General features: G+C 69.4%; 10 protein-coding genes and 3 pseudogenes. 7 read left to right on the forward strand and 6 right to left on the reverse strand.

The window, feature by feature from the left end:
• Positions 1-99: 99 nt before the first annotated feature.
• Positions 100-768: a polysaccharide lyase gene (locus ACIOFR_RS41220; protein WP_401005842.1), complete on the forward strand. Its 669-nt coding sequence runs from the start codon at positions 100-102 to the stop codon at positions 766-768.
• An 895-nt stretch (positions 769-1,663) separates the two neighbouring features.
• Here the strand turns inward: ACIOFR_RS41220 and ACIOFR_RS41225 are convergent.
• A complete protein-coding gene (locus ACIOFR_RS41225) occupies positions 1,664-1,945 on the reverse strand; it encodes a MerR family transcriptional regulator (RefSeq protein WP_401005844.1) in 282 nt (93 codons plus the stop codon).
• Positions 1,946-2,888: 943 nt separating this feature from the next.
• Between ACIOFR_RS41225 and ACIOFR_RS41230 the strand changes: the two genes are divergently transcribed.
• The 3 genes from ACIOFR_RS41230 to ACIOFR_RS41240 all read left to right on the forward strand — a co-directional run bounded on the left by ACIOFR_RS41230 (position 2,889) and on the right by ACIOFR_RS41240 (position 5,831).
• Positions 2,889-3,113: a hypothetical protein gene (locus ACIOFR_RS41230; protein ID WP_401005826.1), complete on the forward strand. Its 225-nt coding sequence runs from the start codon at positions 2,889-2,891 to the stop codon at positions 3,111-3,113.
• 695 nt (positions 3,114-3,808) lie between these two features.
• A complete protein-coding gene (locus ACIOFR_RS41235) occupies positions 3,809-5,503 on the forward strand; it encodes a sodium:solute symporter family protein (RefSeq protein ID WP_401005828.1) in 1,695 nt (564 codons plus the stop codon).
• A gap of 13 nt (positions 5,504-5,516) precedes the next feature.
• Positions 5,517-5,831, forward strand: a complete 315-nt coding sequence (locus ACIOFR_RS41240; RefSeq protein ID WP_401005830.1) for a hypothetical protein — start codon at positions 5,517-5,519, stop codon at positions 5,829-5,831.
• 38 nt (positions 5,832-5,869) lie between these two features.
• Here ACIOFR_RS41240 and ACIOFR_RS41245 read toward each other — a convergent pair whose 3' ends face one another.
• Entirely contained in the window at positions 5,870-6,196 is a 327-nt protein-coding gene (locus ACIOFR_RS41245) for a hypothetical protein (RefSeq protein ID WP_401005832.1), read from the reverse strand.
• A gap of 611 nt (positions 6,197-6,807) precedes the next feature.
• Entirely contained in the window at positions 6,808-7,005 is a 198-nt protein-coding gene (locus ACIOFR_RS41250; protein ID WP_401005834.1) for a hypothetical protein, read from the reverse strand.
• Between the two features lie 118 nt (positions 7,006-7,123).
• Between ACIOFR_RS41250 and ACIOFR_RS41255 the strand changes: the two genes are divergently transcribed.
• From ACIOFR_RS41255 to ACIOFR_RS41265, 3 genes and pseudogenes are all read left to right on the forward strand, one after another.
• Positions 7,124-7,528: a nuclear transport factor 2 family protein gene (locus ACIOFR_RS41255; RefSeq protein WP_401005836.1), complete on the forward strand. Its 405-nt coding sequence runs from the start codon at positions 7,124-7,126 to the stop codon at positions 7,526-7,528.
• Positions 7,529-7,565: 37 nt separating this feature from the next.
• Positions 7,566-8,153, forward strand: a complete 588-nt coding sequence (locus ACIOFR_RS41260) for an alpha/beta hydrolase family protein (RefSeq protein WP_401005838.1) — start codon at positions 7,566-7,568, stop codon at positions 8,151-8,153.
• Positions 8,063-9,679 (forward strand): annotated as a pseudogene (locus tag ACIOFR_RS41265) (MDR family MFS transporter); the annotation flags it as partial. The gene ACIOFR_RS41260 and the pseudogene ACIOFR_RS41265, both read left to right, overlap by 91 nt.
• Before the next feature lie 135 nt (positions 9,680-9,814).
• On the opposite strand, the pseudogene ACIOFR_RS41270 reads toward ACIOFR_RS41265, so the two are convergent.
• The 3 genes and pseudogenes from ACIOFR_RS41270 to ACIOFR_RS41280 all read right to left on the reverse strand — a co-directional run.
• Positions 9,815-10,037 (reverse strand): annotated as a pseudogene (locus ACIOFR_RS41270) (transposase); the annotation flags it as partial.
• A 241-nt stretch (positions 10,038-10,278) separates the two neighbouring features.
• On the reverse strand, positions 10,279-11,289 hold the full coding sequence (glpX, locus tag ACIOFR_RS41275; RefSeq protein WP_401005840.1) for a class II fructose-bisphosphatase: 1,011 nt from the start codon (positions 11,287-11,289) through the stop codon (positions 10,279-10,281).
• A pseudogene (locus tag ACIOFR_RS41280) lies at positions 11,286-11,486 on the reverse strand (acetyl-coenzyme A synthetase); the annotation flags it as partial. The pseudogene ACIOFR_RS41280 and the gene glpX, both read right to left, overlap by 4 nt.

An 11,486-nucleotide genomic window follows, 5' to 3' on the forward strand; every position in this document is an offset into this window, starting at 1 on the left:
CAGTTGCACACGTGTCACGAAGTACGGTCTACCGGATCGGCCTTCATTGTGAGGACGAATCCCGCGGATTGATCACGACCCGATACCCGGCCTAGTGCGCTGCGGCAGGCCACCTCACCGGTGCGGGACGGCCAACACGCACTGCAGGCCACGGTGCCGCACGAGCTGGGCAGCTTCCGCTCCGAGGTCGCCCGCCCGCCCGTGCCGATGGGCTCCGAGAACTGGTACGGCTTCAGCATCTACTTGCCGCAGACCTGGCAGGTGGACCAGCAGAGCACCATCCTTGCCCAATGGCACGCGCAGATTGGCCAGGACGCCAAGAGCCAGGACGACGACGTCAAGAACAACCCGCCCGTTGCGGTGAGCGTCAAGGGCAACCGGTGGATGCTCGATCTCCATTGGAACAGCCAGGGCGCCGCCGCGACCGGGCCCGGATCCGGCACACGTGCATACACACTCGGGGCCATCCGGACGGGCGCGTGGTGCGATTTCGTGCTGCACGCCACCTGGTCGCCGACCGGCAACGGGCTGATCCAGCTGTGGCAGGACGGCCAGCAGGCGGTCGACTACACCGGACCGACGGAGTACAACAATAAGCAGGGCCCCTACTTCAAGATCGGCATCTACCGCCCCGGGTGGAAGACGAAGAACGCCACCCAATACGCCCAGGACACTGTCACCACCGAACCCATCACCGTCTACGACGACGCGGTACGCATCGCCCAGGGACCCGCGACCTACCAGGATGTCGCACCCGACCGCCACTAGGGAGCGTACGTGGTTGTGATCAAGGCGTGGTCTCGGTGAGGTCCTTGATGACCGAACCGTGCGTGCGTACGGAGTGGTGGAGTGTCAGAGGAAGTCCGACCTGCGACCGTCCGCCTCGCGGACGCTCTTCGCGCTGAGATCGCTGCGGCCTTGCCGTCATCGCCTGCTTCGGTCGCCACCGGCGACTTCATCTACACGTACGGAGGCCTGAACGCCGTGAACCTGCGAGGAGAGCGGTCGACCCGGCAAGCGGGCGGTGCATCAACACCCCCGAGACGGTCGGCTCCGCCCTGCCCGCCTTCGCCCCCGCAACCATACGACCTCCACCGCGACCGTCTTCCTCGACGAGAGCCGCAACGGGGACACCTTCTACGTGATGCCCCCTGGCAAGAGGCTCGGCGACCGGCTCCGACTTCGGTCCGTCGTGTTCAGCTGACGCCTCACCCGCACTGCACGAGAGGCCGGGCCCTTCGGCGAACGGGCCCGCCCTCTCATGTACTGGCGGGCATCCGCGGATGGGACGGCTGCGCTTCGCCGAACCTGGAACGAGCGGCGGCGACGGGGGCGGCTACCTGCCGCGCCGCAGCCGGCGTCGGAACCCGCGCCGCGAAGGTCCCTGCGGGGGGCTTCGCGCGCTCCCTGAGCAACGCCAAGGGGGCACGCGTCATGACCCGGGAGGAACGGTGGTGGATGAGGCCCTGGGCGGGTAGTCCACCAGGAAGGCGTAGCCGTCGTACAGGGGCCCCGGGGCCTGTCGGCACCCGGCGGGGCGGGGTGTCGGGAGGTCGTACGCATGGGGAACAGTCGGCCGGTGGTCGGAGGGCCGGTGTCCGGGGCGGCCTGCGGTGAGCACCTGTCGCTCACCGCGGGCCGGTCTCGTCGGCCTTGTGGTGGGTCAGATGTGGGCTGCCGGTTCTTGGCCGTGCTGGGTGCGGCGGAGCTGTTCGTTGATGTGCAGGGCTTCTTCGAGCTGGTCTTCGAGGATGATGATGCGGCAGGCGGCGTCGATGGGGGTGCCCTGGTCGACGAGGTCGCGGGCGCGCATGGCGATCCGTAGTTGATAGCGGGAGAAGCGGCGGTGTCCGCCGTCCGAGCGCAGTGGGGTGATGAGGCCCTGGTCGCCGAGGGCGCGTAGGAAGCCGGGGGTGGTGCCGGTCATTTCGGCGGCACGGCCCATGGTGTAGGCGGGGTAGTCGTCGTCGTCGAGGGAGTCGGGGGTGTGCGGTCGAATGGTTGCCGTGGTCACTGCACCTCTTCTTGTTGTGTCGGGGGACGCGCTGAGGGGCCCCGGGGCCATAGTGGCTCCCGGGGCCCCGAAGGGTTTTACACCATCTACCGGCTCTGAGGCCGGGTTCCTTGTGTCCGCACCGCCCCGGGGGAGGGGGCGTACGGGGATCGCGTATGCGTGACCGGAAACCACCGTCCTTGCCTTGGGGTCTACGGAGTCCGCCCGGGCTGATTCCTCACGGGCCGGGCGATCCTGATGGCGCGCTGTCCCTCCATTCATTCTCTGTACTGGCCGGTTACTGCGAACTGCGTGGTAGTGCCAACTACCCGGTACTGCTCTGGCGGTCCCTGGCGGTCCCGCCGACTCCGGCAGCCAGCCCCGTCGCCCGTCCTGTTCAACCTGCTCGGCTTGGAACCCCACTGCCGGACTCCCGGCGCGTGCGCCCGCAGTCTGGGCGCCTTCACCGGGATACCGCGAACTACGACTGCCGGTACCACTCAACTCAACTTCACCTACGGGTAGAACTCTTGCTGAACCGCGGTACCGCTCGATGGCGGCCCCTGATGCCTACGGGCCGCCCGGCCCGGCTGCCGATCCTGTCGCCTTACTGCACCATCCCTGGCTTCAGGACCCTGCGACCGTGCCGGCCTGCGAACTTCCGTACTGCTGCCCGCCAGTTCGTGTCTGGCGGGTACCGCCGATCTCGTCTACGAGAGAAACACTAACCACGGTGCGCGGCAATGTCTACTCCAGCGGGCATAGATTTTGCGGTGCGGGTCGGGGAGGTAGTCTTCACCCCGCACGAGGCGGGGCGGCCGGTCGCCGCAGCCGCACCAGGACAAGGGACGCCGCGTCCGGCGGCCCGGGATCACGAGTGGACGGGAGGCGGGCGGTGGAAGGGCCGCAGGCCGCGCGGCAGGTGCGCAACCCCGACCCCCATGCCCAGTCGGCGCTGGCGGCGGCCATCGCCGAGGCGGTGCACGACGGCGACGAGCGGGTCCTGCGCCGGCTGCTGGCGCGTTTCGCCGAGCAGGCCGCCATGACGGACCTTCCCGCCCTGCGCGACGCCCTCGACACCACCGGGCAGCGTGGTGACCGCCTGCCGGAGGCCCGGTAGGGCCGCGCCGGCCCGCCGTACTGCCCGATCACAGGGCGCGGGCGGCGGCATCGCAGGTCAGGCACAGGTATCCGGCCCCGCGCGGTGGATGCCACTCCCGCCCCGGCCGCCGCGGGCTCCACCGGTCGACCACGATGGCGGCGGCATCCATTCCGCACAGGGTCGGCGACCCAGGGTCGCCGGGGGAACTTGGATCCGAGGGTGCGGCGTGGACCCGGCGCACCGACAAAGCGTCGACCGGATCGCCGCTGATACCCAGGAGATCACCCCCGGCCAGGTGGCCGAACGCTGGCATCGAGGACGACGGTGCGCGCCCCGGTGTCCCGGGCGGCGCGCACAGCGGTGGAGAACGCGATGCCGCCGCTGCCGCTCAACCGGCGAACCCGCGACATTTCGATCTCAAATCCCGCACCGGGAACGGCGGCCCGCGATGGTCCACCATGCCGCCGTCCAGCGGAGTCTGCATGGTCGTCAGGTACTCCGCCGCGGCCGAGGCCGGCCGCGCGTAGGGGGGCGCGGACCTTTCCGTCTCCCAGGTTGCCCAAGGCGTCGCGGACCGACCGGTCGGAGCGGGCGACGGGGTGCCGTCCGTTCGGTCGAGCGACGCGCCTACGGGCGGGTGAAGCGGGGCGGCGGGGGCTGCGCCGCTGCTAGAAGTCTGGTAGCGGAGACGTCACGAAAGAATCGAGGCAGCAGTGAACGCCCTTGCCGAGGCCAGCCTGCGGCTGGACGCCGGGCCGGTCGACTACGCCCTGGTCGCCGTCTACTTCGCCCTGGTGTTGGGGATCGGTTCACTGGCCCGTAGGTCGGTCTCCTCCAGTCTGGACTTCTTCCTCGCCGGGCGGTCGCTACCGGCCTGGGTGACCGGCTTCGCGTTCATCTCCGCCAACCTCGGCGCGGTGGAGATCTTCGGGATGACCGCCAACGGCGCGCAGTTCGGCATCCCGACCGTGCACTACTACTGGATCGGCGCGATCCCGGCCATGGTGTTCCTCGGCCTGGTCATGATGCCGTTCTACTACGGCTCCAAGGTGCGCAGCGTCCCGGAGTTCCTGCGGTTGCGGTTCGGCCGTTTCGCCCACCTGGTGAACGCGCTCAGCTTCGCGCTGGCCCAGGTGCTCATCGCCGGGGTCAACCTCTACGCGCTCAGTACGGTCGTCAACGCGCTGCTCGGCTGGCCGCTCTGGTCGTCCGTCCTGGTCGCGGCGTTGATCGTGCTGGTGTACACGACGCTGGGCGGGCTGTCCGCCGCGGTGTACAACGAGGTGATGCAGTTCTTCCTGATCGTCGCGATGTTGGTGCCGATCACCCTGGTCGGGCTGCACAAGGTGGGCGGCTGGAACGGCCTGAGCGACCGGATCCGGGCGCTGAACGCCGATGCGGCGGAGCAACTGAACGCCTGGCCGGCCAGTAACCTCACCGGTATCTCAAACGCCACCCTGTCCGTGCTGGGCATCGTGTTCGGGCTCGGCTTCGTCCTCTCCTTCGGCTACTGGACGACGAACTTCGCCGAGGTGCAGCGGGCCCTGGCCGCGAGAAACATGTCGGCGGCCCGACGCACGCCGCTGATCGGCGCCTACCCGAAGGCGCTGATCGCGCTGGTGATCGTGATCCCCGGGATGCTGGCGGCGGTGCTCTCGCCGGAGCTGGCGCGGTACAAGGCCACCGGCGGCACCTCGACCGAAGGGGTGACCTACAACAACGCCATCGAACTGCTGATCCGGGACCTGCTGCCCAACGGCATGCTGGGGGTGGCGATCACCGGACTGCTGGCGGCATTCATGGCGGGCATGGCGGCCAACGTCAGCTCGTTCAACACGGTGTTCACCTACGACCTCTGGCAGACGTACGTGGTCAAGGGCCGGCCGGACGCGTACTACCTGTGGGTGGGCCGGACGGTCACCGTGCTCGGCTGTGTGATCGCGGTCGGCACCGCGTTCATCGCCAGTGGCTACAACAACATCATGGACTACCTGCAGACGCTGTTCTCCTTCTTCAACGCCCCGCTGTTCGCCACCTTCATCCTGGGGATGTTCTGGAAGCGCACGACACCGCTGGCGGGCGGGATCGGGCTGATCGTCGGGACCGCTGCCGCCGTGACGGTGGACCAACTCGTCCGCCACCACGTCCTGCACCTGGCGGGCCAGGGCCCCAGCTTCGTCGCGGCGAGTGCCGCCTTCGTCCTGGACATTCTGGTCAGCGTCGCAGTCTCGCTGGTCACCCGGCCCAAGCCGGACGATGAACTCGCCGGTCTGGTGTGGTCGTTGACACCGAGGGACCACCTCAAGGACGACGACACTGCCGAGGACTCGGGGTGGTTCCGCAGTCCGGCGCTCCTGGGGGCAGGGGCCCTGCTGCTTGCGACCGTACTCAATGTGATCTTCTGGTGAGAGGGGCGAGGACATGACGGATTCGAAGGCAGGGGGCGAGCCGGCGGCCGCGCGGGCGGGGTTCTTCGACCTCCGTCGGATCCTCGCCCTGTTGTTCGGTGTCTACGGCACCGTCCTGACGGTGCTGGGCGCCACCGCCACCTCGCAGCTCGACCTCGATCGGGCGGCCGGCGTGAACGTGAACCTCTGGGTGGGTATCGGCATGCTGCTCGGGTCGGCCGCGTTCGCCGGCTGGGCGAAGCTGCGGCCGATCCGGCTGCCGCCGACAACAGTGGACGGGACGGGGCCCACGGGGCCGCCGGGTCCTCCCGGGCCGGACCGGCTCTGAGGGATCCTGCCGCCGGTTCGGGACGGGCCGGCCTGGTGCTACCACCAGGCCGGACGCTTCCAGGGTTCCACGGTCACCTGGCCGGCCGGCAGGATCAGGGCGTTGCGGCGGCGGCGCAGGGCGTCCGGGGTACCGGCCCGGCGCAGCGCCGCCGTTCGGGCCTGGCCGCTGCTGTCGGCCCACTCGACGAAGGTCTGGGTGCCAACCCGGCCGTCGGGCAGGGTCACCGGGACGGTGACGTACCAGGTGCTCCTGACACGCCTGCTCCACGCGGCGACCCGGCTCGAACTCTGGCCGGCGTCGGACGCCATGGGCACCGGGGCGGACTCGGGGGGCGGGGCGAAGGCGGAGGCGGAGGCGATCATGGCTCTCTCCGGGGATGACGCGCTCGCGGAAGCCGTGCTGTCTTCCGAACGGCGGGTTCCGATGCGGGCGACGTTGCGGGCCGGTGGCATCGGGGTTGGTGGGGTGGGGGCGGCGCCATTTTCGGTGCCGGGGGAGAGCGGGGTCGGCTCCCTCATGTTTCAACAGGCTTAAACAGTTATGAACAATAGGGAACGCCCATTGCGTGAGAGTGTCAAGACCTACCCGGCGGAAACGTTCGTCTGTGTGCCAACCTGTCCGAGGAGGCGCAGCGGGTGGCGCCGAGAGCATGAGAAGGCGACCGCACAGGGCCGAGCATCGTCGCGGACCTGAACGTGATCCAGCGGCCTCGCCCGCGTGTCGTCCGCCTCCCAGTGGCGAACCACTCGTTGACCGGAGCAGCAGGGCTTCCTCAAAAGCACACACGCCGGGCCAGAAGGCCCTCACTCATTTCAAGATCGCCACGCCGTGAGTCGTGTCACCGACCTCCGTGGTCAGTGCGCCTGGTCCGCGCCAACCGCGAGGCGCGGGACGAGCCGTCGCCGAACGGGCGCCCGCGGGCGGGAGAGGCCTTTGCCGCGATCCGTGCGGACGCTCGCCGAGCCCGTGGCGGTCAGTCGTGGTCGGCGGCGAAGGGTGCCTGGTCGACGAAGCGGCGCAGGAGGCGGGCGAAGTCCTGGGCGTCGGCCTGCGGCCAGGTGGCGAGTGAGGCTTCGATGGCGTCCGCGAGCCCCCGCCGGGTGACGACCAGGACGGCGTGGCCGTCGTCGCTGAGGGCGTGGGCGATGTCGTCGCCGGTCGTGTTCGCCACCGCTCCAGAAGAGCGTGCGCGAGGCACGCTTTCCTGCTACTGTCATAAGCGTGCTCGAAGCACGCACCCCTGGCTCGTCCACGGCGGGACACCCCCGCACGCAACCGAAGGAATCCCCATGAACAACACCGCAATCCGCACCGACATCACCACCGCCCTCACCGACCTGCTCCTCACCCCGGGCCTCGACCTCGCCGAGGCCGCCGACCGGCACTTCGCCCCCGACTACCGCCAGCGCACCGACGGCCGCTGGGACGACCGCACCGAGTTCCTCGCCCACATCGCCCACCTGCGCACCGTCGTCACCGACGGCTCCGTCGAGGTCCACGACGAACTCGCGGACGGCGACCGCTACGCCGACCGCCACACCATGACCGTCACCAAGACCGACGGCTCCACCGTCCGCATAGAGGTCTACCTCTTCGCCGAGTTTGCCCCCGACGGCCGCTTCCGCCGCATCGAGGAGACCACCCTCCTGCTCGAAGGCGCCGACGCCGACCGCAACCTCGGCAGCGCCCGCTGAACCGAGTCGCGCCGAACCCCGGTGCAGGAAGGCGCCCATGCCGACCGCGACCCCGCCGGCGCCCGCCGCACCCGGTCCCACTCCTCTCAACTACGACCGGTCGGCGGCGTTCTTCCTGCACAGTCACCCCCGCGACCCGCGGCACGACCACGCCTACGACCGCAGTGGCACCTGTTTCCGGGCAACGGCCGCGTTGTTCACCCCGATCATCGAGCCGGTCGCCATCCCGTACGAGGGCACCACCCTGCCGGGCTACCTCTACCGGGCCGACACCACCGGGGTACCGCGGCCGACCCTGATCATGCACTCGGGTTTCGACGGCACAGCCGAGGAACTGCACCTCGGCGGCGCACTGGCGGCCGTCGAGCCCGGCTGCACCGTGCTCACCTTCGACGGCCCCGGGCAGCCGGGGCCGCGCCACCACCAGGGCATGGTCTTCCGCCCGGACCGGGAGAACGTCACCACCCCGGTGGTGGACTTCGCCGAGACCATCCCGTCCTTTCAAGTGAATCCGAGACGTTGGAGAAGAAGACCATGGCAACGATCGCACCGGCCGGTGTGCAAGTCCACGCAAAGCCGAAGGGCGCGCCCGAGCACAGGGGTGATGACGGGAACGCGTCCATGACGCACCGCCAGATCATGAAAGCGCTCTCGGGTCTGATGGTGGGCCTGTTCGCCGCGCTCCTCTCCTCGACGATCGTGACCAACGCGCTGCCGACGATCATCAAGGACCTCGGCGGCGGCCAGTCCGCCTACACCTGGGTCGTCACGGCGGCGCTGCTCTCGCTGACCGCCTCCGTCCCGTTGTGGGGCAAGCTTGCCGACCTGGTCAGCAGGAAGGCACTGGTCCAGATATCCCTGGTCATCTACATCGTCGGCTCGGTCATCGCGGGTCTGGCGCAGAGCCCGGCGATGTTGATCAGTGCCCGTGTGGTGCAGGGCCTGGGCGCGGGTGGTCTGACCGCTCTGGTCCAGGTGATCATGGCCGCGATGATCTCCCCGCGTGAGCGGGGCCGCTACTCCGGCTACACCGGTGCGACCTTCGCCATCGCCACCGTAGGCGGCCCGCTGCTCGGGGGTGTCATCACCGACACCGACTGGCTCGGTTGGCGCTACTGCCTGTTCGTCGGCATCCCCTTCGCGCTGATCGCACTGGCCGTCCTGCAGAAGACACTCCGCCTACCCGTCGCCAAGCAGAAGGTCAAGGTCGACTGGACCGGCGCGTTCCTCATCACTGCGGCCGCCTCGCTGCTGCTGATCTGGGTGACCTTCGCCGACGACAGGTACCAGTGGCTGTCCTGGCAGACCTACACCATGGTCGGCGCCACCGTCCTGCTCACGCTGCTGTTCGTGTTCACCGAGAGCCGCGCCGCCGACCCGGTCATCCCGCTGCGCCTGTTCCGCAACCGCACCATCACGCTCGCCTCGCTCGCCTCGCTGTTCGTCGGCATCGGCATGTTCTGCGGTTCGGTCTTCTTCTCCCAGTACTTCCAGCTCGCCCGTGACGAGTCACCGACCATGTCCGGCGTCATGACCGTCCCGATGATCGCCGGCATGTTCGTCTCCTCCACGGTCTCCGGCCGGTTCATCACCTCCACCGGCCGCTGGAAGGGCTGGCTGGTCTCCGGCGGCGTCTTCCTCACCGCAGGCCTCGGCCTGCTCGGCCTGATGCGCTACGACACCCCCTACTGGCAGCTCGCCCTCTACATGACCCTGCTCGGAGTCGGCGTGGGCATGATGATGCAGAACCTCGTGCTGTCCACCCAGAACCAGGTCAGCGCGGCCGACCTCGGCGCCGCCTCCTCCGTGATCACCTTCTTCCGCTCCCTCGGTGGCGCGGCCGGCGTCGGAGTCCTCGGCTCCCTGATGTCCTCCCGTATCGCCCACTACGCCACTGCCACCATCGGCGACCTGACGCCCGAGGCACAGGCCGCAGCGGCCCACGCCTCCGGCAGCGGCTCACTGCCCGACATGAACCAGCTCTCCGCTCCGGTCCGAAGCTGGCTCGGGAGCGCCTACGGCCACGGCATCGCGGACGTCTTCCTCTACGCCGCCCCCTCCGCGCTCCTGGCCTTCCTGCTCTGCCTCTTCATCGAGGAAGCCCCGCTGCGGACGTCCGGCGGGCTGGCCCAGCCCGCCGAGAAGCAGGCCGTGTGACTCGCCACCCTGGATGTCCTTCCGATCATGAGCGGAGCCGTATGAGGATGGCTGCGAGGGTGACGGTGCCGAGGAAGACGTGGCCGCGCTTGTCGCGGCGCGTGGCCACGGCCCGGAAGCCCTTGAGCTTGTGACCGTCGGCCGACCACTCCAGGAGCCGCTTGTGGATGGTCTTCCACGGGCCGAACCGCTCCGGCAGGTCGCGCCACTGCACCCCGGTCCGAACTCGGTGCAGGACGCCGTTGATCAGCTGCCGATGGTGCCGCCACCTGCCGCAACGTCCGTTGCTCACCGGCAGGAGCGGCACCAGCCGGGCCCATTCCTCGTCCGTCAGATCACCGCGACCAGTCATACCAGGCTAACGATCCGATGATCGGCGAGGCATGGCCTGACGCCTTCGACATCGCCTTCGACGGACGACTGTCAGCCGGACGGGCGTGAGCCAGCCGGCCCACGCCCGACAGCAAGATCAACGCCTAGGACAACCGGGTGTCGTACACCGGAATCCTGAATCCTGATAGTCCCCCGCAGGTTGCTCGGTAGCGGGCGGGCGCGGCGGGGGCCTGCCGGCTGCGCCGACGGGTGTGTCCGGGTCAGTTGTCGGAGTGGTGCGGCCGGGTGGGGAGTCGGTGGGTGGCGTGGATCTCCCTGGTGGTGCCGCTCCTGGAGCGCATCACCAGGGAACTGGTGGTGGCGGTGTTTCGGCGGTAGCGGACTCCGGGGAGCAGTTCGCCGTCGGTGATGCCGGTGGCCGCGAAGAACACGTTCTCGCCGCTGACCAGGTCGTTGGTGAGGAGCACCCGGTCCAGGTCGTGGCCGGCGTCGAGGGCCTTGCGCTTCTCGGCCTCGTCCTTGGGCCACAGGCGGCCCTGGATGACGCCGCCCATGCACTTCATGGCGCAGGCGGCGATGATGCCCTCGGGCGTGCCGCCGATGCCGAGGAGCAGGTCGACGCCGGTGCCCTCGCGAGCGGTCATGATGGCGCCGGCCACGTCGCCGTCCGAGATGAACTTGATCCGGGCGCCGGCCTCGCGGATCTCGTGGACCAGGCCGTCGTGGCGCGGGCGGTCCAGCACCATGACGGTGATGTCCTCGACCGAGCGGCCCTTGGCCTTGGCGACCCTGCGGATGTTGACGGCCGCGGGGGCGGTGATGTCGACGAACTCGGCGGACTCGGGGCCGCAGACCAGCTTGTCCATGTAGAACACGGCGCTGGGGTCGAACATGGTGCCGCGGTCGGCGACCGCGAGGACGGCGACGGCGTTGTTCATGCCCTTGCCGGTGAGGGTGGTGCCGTCCACCGGGTCCACGGCGACGTCGCACTCGGCGCCGGTACCGTCGCCGACCCGCTCGCCGTTGTACAGCATCGGGGCTCGGTCCTTCTCCCCTTCACCGATGACGACGACGCCGTTCATCGCGACGGTGGACACCAGGGTTCGCATGGCATTCACGGCCGCGCCGTCGGCACCGTTCTTGTCGCCGCGGCCCACCCAGCGGCCGGCGGCTATCGCGGCGACCTCGGTGATGCGGACGAGCTCCAGCGCGAGGTTCCGGTCCGGGCGGCCGGCCGCCGAGGCGGTCGACAGGGGCTGCGGGAGACTCACTCGGCTGCCCTGCCGGGCAGCTGGGCCTGGATCAGGTTCATCACCGAGGAGTCGGCGAGGGTGGTGGTGTCGCCGATGTCGCGGCCTTCGGCGATGTCGCGGAGCAGGCGTCGCATGATCTTGCCGGAGCGGGTCTTGGGGAGTTCGCTGACGACCTTGATCTGCTTGGGTTTGGCGATGGGGCCGAGGGTGCGGCC

It is taken from the genome of Kitasatospora sp. NPDC088346 (assembly GCF_044740765.1).
In the GTDB taxonomy this organism is placed as follows: domain Bacteria; phylum Actinomycetota; class Actinomycetes; order Streptomycetales; family Streptomycetaceae; genus Kitasatospora.